At 42.1% G+C, this 16,335-nt stretch carries 11 protein-coding genes; 6 read left to right on the top strand and 5 right to left on the bottom strand.

Annotated elements, in window-relative coordinates; translation table 11 throughout:
• Nucleotides 1–49 precede the first annotated feature (49 nt).
• The 4 genes from urtD to urtA all read right to left on the bottom strand — a co-directional run bounded on the left by urtD (nt 50) and on the right by urtA (nt 4,517).
• Entirely contained in the window at nt 50–796 is a 747-nt protein-coding gene (gene urtD, locus AACU32_RS33790; RefSeq protein WP_096606425.1) for an urea ABC transporter ATP-binding protein UrtD, read from the bottom strand.
• Complete coding sequence (gene urtC / locus AACU32_RS33785) at nt 771–1,892, bottom strand: urea ABC transporter permease subunit UrtC (RefSeq protein WP_096606423.1); 1,122 nt, start codon at nt 1,890–1,892, stop codon at nt 771–773. Before urtC ends, urtD begins: the two co-directional genes overlap by 26 nt.
• 30 nt (nt 1,893–1,922) lie before the next feature.
• Nucleotides 1,923–3,083, bottom strand: a complete 1,161-nt coding sequence (gene urtB / locus AACU32_RS33780; protein WP_096606421.1) for an urea ABC transporter permease subunit UrtB — start codon at nt 3,081–3,083, stop codon at nt 1,923–1,925.
• 111 nt (nt 3,084–3,194) lie between these two features.
• On the bottom strand, nt 3,195–4,517 hold the full coding sequence (urtA, locus tag AACU32_RS33775; RefSeq protein WP_096606419.1) for an urea ABC transporter substrate-binding protein: 1,323 nt from the start codon (nt 4,515–4,517) through the stop codon (nt 3,195–3,197).
• Nucleotides 4,518–5,269: 752 nt separating this feature from the next.
• Here urtA and AACU32_RS33770 point away from each other — a divergent pair.
• The 5 genes from AACU32_RS33770 to AACU32_RS33750 all read left to right on the top strand — a co-directional run bounded on the left by AACU32_RS33770 (nt 5,270) and on the right by AACU32_RS33750 (nt 14,598).
• Nucleotides 5,270–6,679, top strand: a complete 1,410-nt coding sequence (locus tag AACU32_RS33770; protein WP_445223203.1) for a carotenoid oxygenase family protein — start codon at nt 5,270–5,272, stop codon at nt 6,677–6,679.
• Between the two features lie 540 nt (nt 6,680–7,219).
• Nucleotides 7,220–7,438 carry an RRXRR domain-containing protein gene (locus tag AACU32_RS33765; protein WP_096606417.1) on the top strand — a complete coding sequence of 73 codons (219 nt, stop codon included), beginning with the start codon at nt 7,220–7,222 and terminating at the stop codon, nt 7,436–7,438.
• Nucleotides 7,439–7,620: 182 nt separating this feature from the next.
• Nucleotides 7,621–8,382: a class II aldolase/adducin family protein gene (locus AACU32_RS33760; protein WP_096606415.1), complete on the top strand. Its 762-nt coding sequence runs from the start codon at nt 7,621–7,623 to the stop codon at nt 8,380–8,382.
• 113 nt (nt 8,383–8,495) lie between these two features.
• On the top strand, nt 8,496–9,284 hold the full coding sequence (locus tag AACU32_RS33755; RefSeq protein WP_096606413.1) for an SDR family oxidoreductase: 789 nt from the start codon (nt 8,496–8,498) through the stop codon (nt 9,282–9,284).
• A 1,192-nt stretch (nt 9,285–10,476) separates the two neighbouring features.
• Nucleotides 10,477–14,598 (top strand): beta strand repeat-containing protein, encoded by a 4,122-nt coding sequence (locus AACU32_RS33750; protein WP_339378507.1) that lies wholly within the window; start codon nt 10,477–10,479, stop codon nt 14,596–14,598.
• Between the two features lie 112 nt (nt 14,599–14,710).
• On the opposite strand, the gene AACU32_RS33745 is transcribed toward AACU32_RS33750, so the two are convergent.
• Nucleotides 14,711–15,517, bottom strand: a complete 807-nt coding sequence (locus AACU32_RS33745) for a DUF1838 domain-containing protein (protein WP_096606409.1) — start codon at nt 15,515–15,517, stop codon at nt 14,711–14,713.
• A 351-nt stretch (nt 15,518–15,868) separates the two neighbouring features.
• Between AACU32_RS33745 and AACU32_RS33740 the strand changes: the two genes are divergently transcribed.
• Entirely contained in the window at nt 15,869–16,228 is a 360-nt protein-coding gene (locus AACU32_RS33740) for an S-adenosylmethionine decarboxylase family protein (RefSeq protein ID WP_096606407.1), read from the top strand.
• Nucleotides 16,229–16,335: the final 107 nt, after the last annotated feature.

Here is a 16,335-nt window from a genome sequence, read left to right as displayed (position 1 = left end):
GAGGATATCTGTGAACCCGCCCGTACAACAGTCAACAGTCAACATTTCTCTACTCTTGCTGTTCTCCCAAATAAACCTCAATCACCCTGGGGTCATTTTGGACTTCTTCAAAATTGCCTTCACAGAGTACCGTACCTTCATGTAGTACTGTGACTTTTTTGGCGATTTGTCGCACAAATTCCATATCATGTTCAATCACTAAAATTGAATGACTCTGGGCTAATGTTAAAAGTAGTTCGCCGATGTTATATGTTTCTTCATCGGTTAAACCGGCGACTGGTTCATCAACTAGTAATAAGTCTGGGGATTGTCCGACTAACATGCCAATTTCTAAGCGTTGCTTTTCGCCGTGGGATAATAAAGCTGCTGGGATGTCTGCTTTCGGAGTTAAGCCAATGGTTTCTAATAATCCTTGAATATTTTTATATTCACTGGAATGAGAACGCCCCAACAATGTGGAAAAAACATTCTTATTGCGGTTACTGGTAATTTCTAAATTTTCCCTTGGTGTTAAGTTGAGATAAACTCTAGGTGTTTGAAATTTCCGCCCAATTCCTCGCCGCGCTATTTGGTGTTCTGGTAAAGAACGGAGGTTTTTACCTTTAAATAAAACTCTCCCTATAGTTGGTTGTACTTTCCCAGTGATGACATCAAGGAATGTGGTTTTCCCCGCACCGTTAGGGCCAATTACTACTCGTAATTCACCCACATCCATATGAAAATTTAGGTTTTTTAGAGCTTTAAAACCGTCAAAACTGACCGTGACGTTTTCAGTTTCCAAGATTTTGGCGTTCATGTTGCACTTCTGGGTCTTCTTCTAAACTGGGATATGTAGAAATTTCTTGAGGGCGTTTGAAAAGAGCAATTTTTCGACTACGGAACCATCCTACTAGTCCGTCAGGTAGGACTGTGACGACTATTAAAAAGAGTGCGCCTTGGAAAAATAGCCAAATTTCGGCAAATTGTTCGCTTAAAAAAGCACGGGCATAATTAACTAATACAGTTCCCACAATTGCGCCGATTAATGTAGCCCTTCCTCCCACAGCTACCCAAATCACCATTTCAATGGAAAAAGCAATATCCATTGCTCTGGGGGAGACAGAACCACTTTGTAGGGTGTAAAATGCTCCTGCTATGCCTGCGATCGCACCGGAAACTGCAAACACTAATGTTTTAAAATGTGCAGGGTCATAACCAGAAAATCTCACCCGGCTTTCATCATCGCGAATGGCGATTAACAATCTACCAAAACGTCCACTGGTTAACCAGCGACAAATCCCATAGGTAGCGGCGAGAAATAAGACTGTGAGTGTGTAGAAAATAAATTTTGTTTTCGGATCGCTGACTGTTGCACCAAATAATGTTGTGAAATCTATCAGTCCATTTGTACCATTAAAAAATTGTTGTTGACCGTTAAAAAAGTTGAAGAATACAATAATTGCAGCTTGGGTCAAAATGGAAAAATAGACTCCTTTAATGCGATTGCGGAATACTAAATATCCCAGCAATCCCGCCAGCAAGCCGGGAATTATCACTACAGCCACTACGGCGATGGGGAAAGAATAAAAAGGACGCCAAAACCAAGGAAGTTCCGTGACACCATATAATCCCATGAAATCAGGTAACTCCCCTGTTGGGATTTGCAGTTTCAGGTACATAGCGATCGCATATCCACCCAAACCAAAGAAAATACCATGTCCCAAACTGAGTAAACCAGTATAACCCCAAATCAAATCAATACCTAAAGCCACAATCGCCAGTGACAAAAATCGCCCCAACAAATTCAAGCGAAACTCTGACAGCACCACTGGCATAATCACAATGAGGAGAAGTGCGATCGCCACTACTACCCCAACCTCAATTAATATTAACCTGCGCCTATTTTGCTTCATCCTCTGCACCCCCTCCTTGTCTGCTTCAGCTTAAACATCAACAGTTCTACCCTTTTGCGGAAACATCCCCGCAGGCTTCCACTGTAAAAATACAATAATCAGCAAAAATACCATCACCTTAGCCATACTTGTGGTTGCAAAAAACGTCAAGAAATCTGCTAAAGGCTTAACAGGAGACAACAACAAAGCTAAAGTTCCAGAACCAATTAAAAAGTTAGCTGTGCCAATTCCCAAAGCAGCGACAATAGTACCTAATAAATTACCCACACCACCGACAACCACCACCATAAATGTGTCGATAATGTAATTTTGTCCAGTATTCGGTCCGACAGAACCTAATAAACTAATTGCACACCCAGCCACACCAGCTAAACCGGAACCCAAAGCAAAAGTAATTGCATCAACTTTTTGCGTGGGGATACCTAAACAAGCACTCATACTGCGGTTTTGTGTAACCGCCCTAATTTTTAATCCCCAGCTAGAACGCTGTAAAAAGAAATAAATTCCGCCAACACAAATTATTGTCAAAGCAATAATAAATAATCTGGCGAATGGTAACTGTACACCAGCTAAAGATATACCAGTTTGTAACCACTTAGGCGCAGTTACATCTACATTTTGTGCGCCGAACCAAGGTTGAGTAACTGCTAGCTTATAAGTTTGACTCAATAAATTCCCTGTAGTCATTGTCACGCCCAAAGATAGCAAGAAAATCACCCCCACAACCCAGTTACGAACTCTCTCTAAATTAGTGCGGGAATTTAAAAACCATAATCCCCCAAAAAACAACACAGAAAACAATATCAAGCCAATAAATAATACCCAATTTACACTCCGCACAAACTGCTGAAAAATCAAACTGACTCCCCAAGTTGCTAGCAGAGTTTCTAGTGGTCTTCCATAGAGGTAACGAATCACACCTCTTTCGAGAATTAAGCCGATAAATGCTGTGAAAATGAAAGCGATGATTAAAGCCAAAAATATATAAATTTCAAACCAAAACCCGCCTAATTGCTTACAGCCATTTTGCACAACAAATGTTGTATAAGCTCCAAACATCATCAATTCACCATGCGCCATATTAATCACACCCATCAAGCCAAAGATAATGGCTAATCCCAAGGCTGCAATTAATAACACAGCACCGATGCTAATCCCATTAAACAAAGCATCTAAAAAACCTGTTAACATTTTTCTCCATCAGCTATCAGCTTGTTTTTTAGTAATGAGTCACTAGTCAATAGTCCAAAGTCAAAATCTTAACTAATGACCAATGACCAATGACTAATGACTAATGACTAACTACGCCTTTTTGTACTTACCACCTTTAGCTGGATCTGACCAATCACAAGCATATCCCTTAGTTTCTTTCACAAATTGATTCCAAGGAACTGGCTCAACTGGCGCAGGTGTAGCATAGACAATATTAAACAAACCATCATCTCTAACTTGACCAATCCGCACAACTTTGGAGATGTGATGATTAGCATTTACTGTCACTTTTCCTTCAGGTGCATCTATGGTTTGACCATAGGCCGCAGCCCGCACTTTAGCTAAATCAGGAGTACCCGCTTTTTCTACTGCTTGCTTCCATAAATAAACGGCGATATATGCGGCTTCCATCGGGTCATTTGTTACCCGGTCAGCACCATATTCTTTTTTAAACGCTTCGACAAATTTCTTATTAGCAGGAGTGTCTACTGTTTGGAAGTAATTCCAAGCAGCGTAGTGACCTTTGAGATATTCAACACCAATAGCTTTAACTTCTTCTTCGGCGATACTTACCGACATCGAAGGATATTTATCTGGTGTTAATCCCGCACCTTTCAACTGTTTGAAGAAAGCCACGTTGCTATCACCATTTAAGGTGTTATAAATTACCCCACCGTTAGGCAAAGTTTGCTTAATTTTTGTGATTATTGGTGTTACTTCTGTATTACCCAAGGGTAAATAATCTTCACCAACTGTTTTTCCACCAAGAGCTTCTAATTGTGCTTTTATAATCGTGTTAGCGGTGCGAGGGAAAACATAGTCTGAGCCGACTAAAAAGAATTCTTTGCCTTTATTTTTTAACAACCAATCAACAGAAGGTTCAATTTGTTGATTTGGCGCTGCACCTGTGTAAAAAATGTTTTTAGAACACTCTTGACCTTCATACTGCACAGGATACCACAGCATATGGTCTTTACTTTCAAAGACTGGTTTAACATTTTTGCGGCTAGCTGAAGTCCAACAACCAAAAACTACAGCTACTTTATCTTGATCAATCAACTTGGTGGCTTTTTCTCTAAATGTATCCCAGTTAGAAGCACCGTCTTCTACAATGGCTTCAATTTGTTTTCCTAACACCCCACCATTGGCGTTAATTTCTTTGATGGCTAATTTTTCAGCATCAACAACGCTTTTTTCACTAATAGACATTGTGCCACTTAGTGAGTGCAGAATACCTATTTTGATTTTGTCGCCAGCAGCAGCCACAGGAGAAGCGCTTGGGTTGTTTGCACTGCTTGGAGAAGGGCTATTTGTAGTGCTTGGAGAATTATTAGCGCAAGCTTTCAAAAAGATGCTAGTCCCAATAGTTGCAGAGCCGTAAATCAAAAACCTACGTCGGTTCAGTCTACTCATATATTTGTGAATTTTCCTCTCAATGAATCAGCTAGCTCTGAGAAAGTTAACTAGCTCAAGCTTTAAACTGTGATATTAGTTTGATATTTAACCATTAAATTGTGATTCTTGATACTAAATTTTAGTTTCTTTAATAAAAAAACATTTATTGCGCTTTGCTTATCAAAAGTTAATTGTCCTCATCTCTATTACCACTGACTACTGACAACTAACAAAAACTCCAATCTGTCAGTGGAGTTTTTTATTTTATTAAGTACGATAGGAAATACGTAAGCAATATTTTTTAAAATAATTCGTAATTCGTAGTTAAAGACTGTTTGAGACGGGGATTTATAGCCCGTCTCAAACTTGCTCCACGTATAGACGAACGGTGTTTCACCAAAAATTACGAATTACGAATTACGAATTAGTAATTAGTTAAATAGCGATATCACTCAAAATATCACATATCCGCACAGAAAACTCAAAGCAAAAAACAGCAGCCAAGCAATATGTTCCGCGTACTTGTTGTTTGAAAAGATGCTGTACGTAAGTTGTCTTGGTTGCACAGGTAAAGGCGCACTTTTAAGGTAATATCAGGCATCCAATCATTAGTAAGCACAGTATATAACACTGCTGATATTGATAGCAATGCTGATATTAAACGTGGCACTAGTACTGAATTTAACTATATTAGTTGAAGTAAGAGGGCATGGGGAATAAGCGATCGCTAAAATATATGGGTCACATTGCCGCGATCGCATTTGCTACTTATGACAAATAGCACAATTCCTAGCACAGCAGTTAATCCATATCTGAATGGTAATTTTGCACCAGTGCGCCCAGAAATCACTACAGATACCTTGCAAGTTGTCGGTGAATTACCGCCAGAGTTATCGGGGATGTTTGTCCGCAATGGCCCTAATCCCCAATGGACACCCATAGGTAAGTATCATTGGTTTGATGGCGATGGAATGTTGCATGGTGTGCAGATTAGCGAAGGTAAAGCGACTTATCGCAATCGCTATGTGCAAACCAGGGGATGGAAAATGGAACATGAAGCCGGAAAGGCTATCTGGAGTGGACTTTTAGAACCACCACAAATGGACAACCCCCACGGTGCTTACAAAAATACTGGTAATACAGCGTTAATTTGGCATGGTGGTCAGATGTTGGCGCTCAATGAAGGCGGCGCACCTCACGCCATCACCCTGCCTGAGTTAGGCACAATTGGTGAATATACTTATAATGACAAGCTGGTTTCTGCTTTTACAGCACATCCCAAAGTAGACCCAGTTACAGGCGAGATGATGTTTTTTGGTTACTCATTCGCGCCGCCATATCTGCAATACAGTATAGTTTCCGCAGTCGGTGAGTTGTTGCAAACAGTGCCAATTGAGTTGCCGATGCCCGTGATGATGCACGATTTTGCCATCACCAAAAACTATACTATTTTCATGGATTTACCTTTAACTTTCAGCGCTGAACGGCTGCATCGCGGTGAATCTTTATTAATGTTTGAGAGCGATCGCCCTAGTCGCTTTGGTATTGTCCCCCGTTATGGTAATAACAGTAATATCCGTTGGTTTGAAAGTTCGCCTTGTTACGTCTTTCATGTCTACAACGCTTATGAAGCAGGCGACGAAGTAGTACTAATCGCCTGTCGGATGAATTCTACAACTGTCTTAGAGGTTGAAGATACTCCAGCAGACCCAGATGCCAATATTCCTCGCCTGCATCAGTGGCGATTTAACCTGAGAACAGGAACAGTGAGTGAACAGAGATTAGATGATGTCGCTGCGGAATTTCCTCGCGTCAACGAAAACTTTTTGGGACTGCCAACGCGATATGGCTATGCTGGTAAGATGGCGAATAGTCCCTTACCTTTATTTGAGGGTGTAATTAAATACGAACTCAACAGCGGTAAATCGCAAACCCATGAATTTGGACAAGGACGCTATGGCGGCGAAGCTGTATTTGCGCCGCGTCCTGGTGCAATTACTGAGGATGATGGCTGGCTAATTACGTTTGTCCATGATGAAGCTTCAGATACATCCGAATTAGTGGTAGTCAATGCCCAAGATCTCACCAGTCAACCTGTAGCGCGGGTCATGATTCCCCAACGAGTACCTTATGGTTTTCACGGTACTTGGGTTTCTGAGGCACAGTTGAAAGCGTCATAGGGGTATTGGGCATGGGGCATTGGGGAGCCAGTGCCGTGGGCGGGTTTCCCGACTTGAGGCAACTGGCGTCATTGGGCATTGGGCATTTGTCCCCTTGTCCTCCCTTACCCCCTGCCTTTCTTCAGCAAAAATTGCTCAACAAAACTTAGCAATTTTGGTAAGTTTGCAAAAAACCGTTACATATCTACAAAACTTAATATTTAGTTAGTAACAGCAGACTCTACTATATGTAAAACAGGCGATCGCCTGATAAATAAGTACTTAGAAATGATATCCAGGGTGTGGAATAACGATCATTCTGGGAATAATAACCTTGTGATTAGTCAGAAATTAGGTAGCAAAATTTAATTTGGATGACTAGGACATGGGAGTAAATACTATACTGTTTTGAAGATTGCATCTTTTAGAAGATGCGATCGCCTACAGTCATGAGTAAATTACTAACATTAAAAGCAAAAGTACAACGGTAGCACCAACAATAGATGGTTGTTGCTGAGTTAATGAACACCTAATAACTATTGCCTTGCTAATGTATCCATAATGACTAAAGTTTTTATTCTTGATGCCAACAAACAACAGTTATCCCCAATTCATCTTAGCTATGCCAGAAAGCTTTTGTCACAAGGACAAGCTACTGTATTCCGGAGATATCCATTCACCATTATCTTGAAAGAATACCTAAATTATTCCCGGCTGGAGCAACTAGGCTTAAAAATTGACTCTGATGCTAATCAAACAAATAGCCTCAAGCCTAAATAAATCTTTGCCTTCACAATAGTACAAAAGCCTAAATAAACATTTTTTGATTTTCACCAACAGGCAGAAAATCTGTATTAATGCCGATCGCTATGCAAAGCGTGGAATTTATAGATGTTGAGTTCCAACATCTCTTAACCATAGCCAAAAGACTAATGCTTGCTTGAAAGCTTAAACAAAATAATATGCGTAAATTAGATAAACCCCAACCTCCCGTATTCGAGCGAGTTGAAGATGAACGCTTACATCGCAAACAACGCCTAGCTGCAGCCTTGCGCCTGTTTGCTAAGCAGGGATTTAACGACAGTAAATATGGTCATATTACAGTTCGCGATCCAGAGTTAACAAACCATTTTTGGCTCAACCCTCTGGGGATAGATTTTCGAGAAATCCGAGTTTCTGACTTGATATTGGTAAATAAAGATGGTGATGTTGTTAAAGGCAATCAACCAGTAAATCGAGACATCTTTGCTATTCATTCCTATATTTATCAAGCTAGACCCGATGCGATCGCCACAGTTTATACCCACTCCATTTATGGTAAAGCTTGGTCTAGCTTAGGTCGTCCCCTTGACCCCCTCAATCAAGATTCTTGTGCTTTCTACGAAGATCATAGTGTTTTTCATGACTACACAGGTGACTTGCTAGATATAGCCGAAACTAAACGAATTGCGGAAATTTTGGGATATCATAAAGCTGTAATTCTGCGTAATCACGGAATGCTCACCATCGGTCATTCCGTAGATGAAGCTACTTGGTGGTTCATTAACTTAGAACGCTCAAGCCAAGCACAACTTTTAGCTGAAGCAGCGGGAAAACCTAAGATCATTGGGCATGATACCGCGCGGTTAACAAAAACTCAAGTAGGTTCACATTTCAATGGCTGGTGCTGCTTTCAGCCACTTTATCACAGGATTGTGCGCGAACAACCAGATTTACTTGAGTGAGGCAGGCGGGGGAAAAGGAAAAAGGGAAAAGGTTTTTAGCCCCTTTTCCCAGCCCAAACCCAGCTATTTTGGCTTGGCACAATACTAGTGCTTGATTACACAAGGCAGAAATTATGGATTTGCAACTTAATGGCAAAATAGTTTTAGTGACAGCCGCTAGCAAAGGTTTAGGTAAAGCCACAGCAAGGCAATTTGCCCGCGAGGGTGCAAAAGTGGCTATTTGTGCCCGCAGTGAAGTAGTTGACAAAACTGCTGCTCAAATCGCTGATGAAACAGGTACACAAGTGCTAGCTGTACGTGCAGATGTGACTCAACCAGCAGAAATTGAGCGGGTAATTAATGCCACAGTAGAGAAATTTGGCGGCTTAGATATCCTAGTTACTAATGCAGGGGGGCCACCTGCCGGCACATTTGACGATATTGATGTATCAACTTGGGAAAGCGCAATTAATCTCAATTTGCTTAGTGCGGTTAATTTGCTCAAATCTGCCTTACCTTACTTACGCCAATCTAGCGCGGCGGCAATTCTGACTATTACCTCAACTTCCACCAAACAACCAGTTCAAAATCTAGTTTTATCTAATTCAATTCGTCTAGCGGTGATTGGTTTAACTAAAACACTCAGCCAAGAATTAGGTAAGGATAAAATTCGCGTTAACAGCATCTTACCAGGCTGGACATATACAGAGCGAGTAGAAGAATTAATCAACGCCCGGATTGCCAAAAATGGCAAAACCAAAGAAGCAGAAATTGCGGATATCAATGCAAATAACCCCTTAAGTCGGATGGGTACTCCAGAGGAGTTTGCCAACGTAGCTGTATTTCTTTGTTCACCCGCCGCCTCATTTGTAAATGGAGTGATGCTGCAAGTTGATGGTGGTAGCAACCAAGGAATATTTTGATTGCTAAAAGTAATAGGCAAAAAACCTCATTTTTGTCTTGAAGAATCGGGACTAAAAACCAGGGACTAGAAAAGAGGATTTTATATCCTTGTTTGTGGTATTTTGCCCTGATTGAATGAATTGAAATATTGATTGTTAAGTAGCTCAACATAAATAAATATAATATGTTTTGTCATTGCGTTCGCGAAGCGTCTCGAAGAGAGGAGGAACGACGTAGACACGTTAGCGAAGCGGTAGCGACGAAGGAGCGTCAGTGGCTTCCCGTAGGGTAGCAATCCCAGTATGCAGCGATTGCTTCGTTCCTCTCTGCGAGACGCTGCGCGCTAAGCGTAAAGCCTACGGCATAGCTTCTCTACGAGACGCTTCGCGAACGCTTAGGGCGCAGCCTCTCCGATAGGAGAAGCTATGCCGTCCCTTGCGCGTCTCCGCTAGGAGAAGGCTTTACGCAATGACATCTTACATTTAATTATGTTGATCTACTTAATAGTCTCCTCTGCTTTCTCTACTTCTCTTTCCCCTTTCATACACCACCCATAAGAACAGCATGAGATCAAAGTCAAACTAACAGACAGATAACAATATTTGTATACTTAATTTCTTCTTAAAGTAGTATATTCACTGAAAATTTATATATAAATAGCTATTCTTCATAAAAAATCAATAAAATTCTGTGTATACTTCATAAAGTGTTATTTTGACCAACAAATCTAAAAATATTAACTATAAAGCCTCATATTTTTATATCAACTCTGGGATTTTCGCTCAAACTAAATTTGCTATCAGTTTTTGATAACAAAATAAACTTTTTGGCAATATTAAATATTGATTAGGTACTGAATTGATCAGAAAAATAAAATTAATTTATTAATATATTCTTGATATTTTTCAATCAACTTGCATTGCCAAAATATCTATGTAATATAGGGATCAAAACAGAGCTAAATGTGAATAATTTATAAATTAAATTTATCAGTTTGTGAGCGAAAATATTCGCACTAAAGATATGTCACAAAATCTGGTCAAAAAATTTATGTTGCAGAAAAGTGCTGATTTACGAAAAGATGCTGAATGCAAATGATTCAGTATCTATGCTCAATCAACAAAAATTCAATCAGAGCATCTTGGTAAGCACAACCAAATTTATCTGATTGAGCAATAAAATCTGGCAAACAATTTACAATCTTATTCAACTATGGCAACCTTTACCGGCAATGATTCTGATAATACCCTGCCTCCAAGTGGAGCAAATAATAGTGGCGACGACATTTTTTATCCAGGGCGTGGTAGAGATACTGTTAACGGTGGCACTGGCAATGACGTGTTGGTCGTCAACTATTCCAGCAACACTTACGCAGGTGGTAATCGAACTCCGGGAATTACCAGTTATGTCTATAACAATGGTTCGGGGTACTTCTATGCCTACGAAAATGATGCGGGTGACTATGACCAGGTCAACTTTCAACAAATTGAACGTCTCAATGTCACAGGTACGAACTTTGCTGACAAACTCAATGGTGGTCTTGGCGATGATACCTTCAATGGCGGCGCGGGTAATGACAGCATCAATGGCGACGCGGGTAATGACAGCATCAATGGTGGAGATGGGGATGACACAATTACTGGCGGTGTAGGTGCAAATATCGTCAATGGCGGCGCGGGAATTGATGTCTTAACCGATGCCAACTTCGCTGCTGCCACAACAGGTCTAAGTTTTAACGATAACGGTTCTGCCCAAGCAACGGTGACCCTCAGCGATGGTACAAGTGCCAGCGGCATTGAGTACTTCGATGGCTTAATCACTGGTAGTGGAAATGACACAATTAGCTTCAGCCAAGACCGGGATAACAACATCAACACTGGTGCGGGAGACGACATCATTAATGCTGGGCGCGGCAAAGATACTGTTAACGGTGGCATTGGCAATGACGTGTTGGTCGTCAACTATTCCAGCAACACTTACGCAGGTGGTAATCGGACTCCGGGAATTACCAGTTATGTCTATAACAATGGTTCAGGGTACTTCTATGCCTACGAAAATGATGCGGGTGACTATGACCAGGTCAACTTTCAACAAATTGAACGTCTCAATGTCACAGGTACGAACTTTGCTGACAAACTCAATGGTGGTCTTGGCGATGATACCTTCAATGGCGGCGCGGGTAATGACAGCATCAATGGCGACGCGGGTAATGACAGCATCAATGGTGGAGATGGGGATGACACAATTACCGGCGGTGTAGGTGCAAATATCGTCAATGGCGGCGCGGGAATTGATGTCTTAACCGATGCCAACTTCGCTGCTGCCACAACAGGTCTAAGTTTTAACGATAACGGTTCTGCCCAAGCAACGGTGACCCTCAGCGATGGTACAAGTGCCAGCGGCATTGAGTACTTCGATGGCTTAATCACTGGTAGTGGAAATGACACAATTAGCTTCAGCAAAGACCGGGATAACAACATCAACACTGGTGCGGGAAACGACATCATTAATGCTGGGCGCGGCAAAGATACTGTTAACGGTGGCATTGGCAATGACGTGTTGGTCGTCAACTATTCCAGCAACACTTACGCAGGTGGTAATCGGACTCCGGGAATTACCAGTTATGTCTATAACAATGGTTCGGGGTACTTCTATGCCTACGAAAATGATGCGGGTGACTATGACCAGGTCAACTTTCAACAAATTGAACGTCTCAATGTCACAGGTACGAACTTTGCTGACAAACTCAATGGTGGTCTTGGCGATGATACCTTCAATGGCGGCGCGGGTAATGACAGCATCAATGGCGACGCGGGTAATGACAGCATCAATGGTGGAGATGGGGATGACACAATTACTGGCGGTGTAGGTGCAAATATCGTCAATGGCGGCGCGGGAATTGATGTCTTAACCGATGCCAACTTCGCTGCTGCCACAACAGGTCTAAGTTTTAACGATAACGGTTCTGCCCAAGCAACGGTGACCCTCAGCGATGGTACAAGTGCCAGCGGCATTGAGTACTTCGATGGCTTAATCACTGGTAGTGGAAATGACACAATTAGCTTCAGCCAAGACCGGGATAACAACATCAACACTGGTGCGGGAGACGACATCATTAATGCTGGGCGCGGCAAAGATACTGTTAACGGTGGTATTGGCAATGACGTGTTGGTCGTCAACTATTCCAGCAACACTTACGCAGGTGGTAATCGGACTCCGGGAATTACCAGTTATGTCTATAACAATGGTTCGGGGTACTTCTATGCCTACGAAAATGATGCGGGTGACTATGACCAGGTCAACTTTCAACAAATTGAACGTCTCAATGTCACAGGTACGAACTTTGCTGACAAACTTAATGGTGGTCTTGGCGATGATACCTTCAATGGCGGCGCGGGTAATGACAGCATCAATGGCGACGCGGGTAATGACAGCATCAATGGTGGAGATGGCAATGACACGATTACCGGCGGTGTAGGTGCAAATATCGTCAATGGCGGCGCGGGAATTGATGTCTTAACCGATGCCAACTTCGCTGCTGCCACAACAGGTCTAAGTTTTAACGATAACGGTTCTGCCCAAGCAACGGTGACCCTCAGCGATGGTACAAGTGCCAGCGGCATTGAGTACTTCGATGGCTTAATCACTGGTAGTGGAAATGACACAATTAGCTTCAGCCAAGACCGGGATAACAACATCAACACTGGTGCGGGAGACGACATCATTAATGCTGGGCGCGGCAAAGATACTGTTAACGGTGGCATTGGCAATGACGTGTTGGTCGTCAACTATTCCAGCAACACTTACGCAGGTGGTAATCGGACTCCGGGAATTACCAGTTATGTCTATAACAATGGTTCGGGGTACTTCTATGCCTACGAAAATGATGCGGGTGACTATGACCAGGTCAACTTTCAACAAATTGAACGTCTCAATGTCACAGGTACGAACTTCGCTGACAACCTCAATGGTGGTCTTGGCGACGATACCCTCAATGGCGGCGCGGGTAATGACAGCATCAATGGCGGTGCGGGTAATGACATTATCACAAAAGGGGCTGGAGCAGATAAGGCTGATGGTGGAACTGGTATAGACACCTTAGTCGATGCTGATTTATCAGCAGACACTGTAGGGCGAGTTCTGGTAATTAACGGTACTACCCTAGCCACTATCGTTTCTGGGAGTAACACTTATCAGGGATTTGAGTTCTTCCGCAACATAACTGCTGGTAGTGGCAATGACAATATCAGCTTTACTACCTCTATAGCAGATAACAACAATGTTAAAGGCGGTGCAGGTAACGACACTATTGATGGTGGTGCAGGCAACGATACTATTGATGGTGGCGCAGGTAACGACATTCTCAGGGGTGGTATTGGCAATGACAGCCTCAGCGGTGGTACTGGCAATGACAACCTCAGTGGTGGCACTGGTAACGATACCTATGTAGTAGACAGTGCAGGGGATGTCATTAATGAAACATCTACTCTGTCTACGGAGATTGACACGGTCAACTCCTCAATTACTTATACTCTTGGTGCCAATTTAGAAAACCTGATTTTAACAGGCACAGCAGCCATTAATGGTACGGGAAACAGCCTCAACAATACCCTGACTGGGAATGCTGGCAATAATACCCTGACTGGTAATAGTGGCAATGATATCCTCAATGGCGGTAGTGGTAACGATACCCTAATTGGGGGCACTGGTAACGATACTTATGTTGTAAACAATTCTGGAGATGTCATTAATGAAACATCTACTTTGTCTACAGAGATTGACACGGTCAATTCTTCAATTACTTATACTCTTGGTGCCAATTTAGAGAACCTGATTTTAACAGGCACAGCAGCCATTAATGGTACGGGAAACAGCCTCAACAATACCCTGACTGGTAATAGTGGCAATAATACCCTGACTGGTAATAGTGGCAATGACATCCTCATTGGTGGGAGTGGTAACGATACCCTCATTGGCGGTACTGGTAACGATATCCTCACAGGCGGTACTGGCGCTGATAGATTCCATTTCGATGCACGCACTGAAGGAATTGATACCATTAAAGACTTTTCCTCTGGTAGTGGTGACATTATCCAGATTTCCGCTGCTGGTTTTGGTGGTGGTTTAGCTGTAGGTACGTTATCGTCGGCTCTATTTATCTCTGGTGCAGGAATATCGGCACCAACAAATGGTTCTCAACGGTTTATTTACAACAGTACCAATGGTTATTTGTTCTTTGATGCTGATGGTAATGGAAGTTCTTCTGCAACCACGCAAATAGCAATTCTGTCTGGAGCAACTGCACTTAGCAATAGCAATATTGTTGTTGTCTAAGGAATTAAATTAGCATCGTGGAGGCAAAAGCGATCGCTTATCTGTCTAACCAGATGCACTCCTGACTGACACCCAGCCTTTGAGCAAATCACGAGGCTGGGTTATTTTATCTCTACAATTCTTCTGCGGCTGGTATGGGAAAGATTTCCCCAGCTAAGTAAGCGTCAAAATGCTCTTGGAAGTATAGCCAAGAAGTCATATCTTCACCTTCAAGATACGATTTGGGGGCATTTCTGTATAAAGGAATGCGTGTATTAATTTCATCTTGAAATAACTGGGGTAAATCAGTAAAATTATGGACTTTACTGCCAAAAGCACTATAGATCAGCTGACCAGGGCGATCGCCCATTTTCATCCAAGGTAGCCACTGACCAATCCGATCCCAACTCAGTTTAAGTTGGGAAACTTCAGCCAGTTCTGAGTTGAATAAATCTGCGGTGGGTACAGTCAGTTTAAATAATTCTGCGGCTTGATAAATTTCTTGTGGGCTGTATTGGGCAAATTTGGGGTTTGTCGCTAAAGGATTGGGGTAAGTAGGAAAGATATCAAACACAAAAGTTGTATTCTCACCTTCCACTTGGGCGGGAAACTTACCCTTAAATTCACCTTGTACGGGATTATTAGCTACATGCATTACGGTCACTGTCTCCCCAGTCCAAGGATTTTCCCATTTAGTCAATTTCTCACCTGTCTCTGGGTTAAGGTAATAGGTCAGTTCCCTAGAAGTAAAATCCCACTTCCCCTCTTCTGTAGCAATACATCTACTGACACTCATGCCTAGTATTTTAAATAAAAGTTTACGTTTTTCTCCTGGGATAAAAGCGTAAATTTTACCTGCCCAGATCAGGAAAGTAGATTGGCTAGAATCTAGAGAAGAACGTGTTTTCACCCAATGCAGGGCATCTAATTCTTGACTCATCAGAAAAATAATCTCACATTTATACTTTCAGCCTTTAATGTAATTTAAATGCTCAAAAAATGCTTCCAAGTCTGATTTTCAGTGTTTAGTCTCAAGATATGAGCCTTGTTTTATACAAAAAAACTAATCCCTTTCCCAACTCCAATTGTTTGAGAGCGATCGCACCCAACGCCATTAGCTTTGTAATATAACTGGTTTTGGATGCCAAACTCTCAGTTGGCTTTATTCGATACCTTTGACAAAGATTCCTGAGTTCAGGAATTGTTAACACTCTCAAACCCTTACCAAAGACGAAGGACTTTTGACAAATGACGACATTCACTAGTAGTTTCAGGCTACCGACCTACTAAAGTGATTCGGTCCCATCATTTTTACGCAATTCTGCCAGCTTCAGAAACTGTTTTCCGTTGGGAGACAGCAGATTTTATCAGAGTTGTCAAAAATGCTGCCAATCAGGCTAACTTAACTGTTATTGGTGAGCTTGCTTATGCATTCCAGCCACAGGGAGTTTCAGCGGTTATCCTACTGGCAGAATCTCACGTAGCATTACATTTTTGGCCGGAGGAAGCAAAGGTAACCATCGATATTCATATATGTAACTATCAACAAGACAATCAACAAAAGGCGAGGTTGTTAGCCCAGCTATTAACGATACAAATTACTGAATCTGACAGTATGTGTCACTGGAATTACTTATATATCAGCGGATAAACCAGAATTCTGGTTTTTTGTAAATAGTCTATGGGCATTGGGCATGGGGCATTGGGCATGGGGCATGGGGCATTGGGCATGGGGCATTTGTCCTCCTTGTCTCCCTT

The organism is Calothrix sp. NIES-2100 (assembly GCF_963875285.1).
GTDB lineage: Bacteria > Cyanobacteriota > Cyanobacteriia > Cyanobacteriales > Nostocaceae > Aulosira.
Note: the sequence above shows the minus strand (reverse complement) of the source record. Positions and strands in the feature narration are given on the sequence as shown.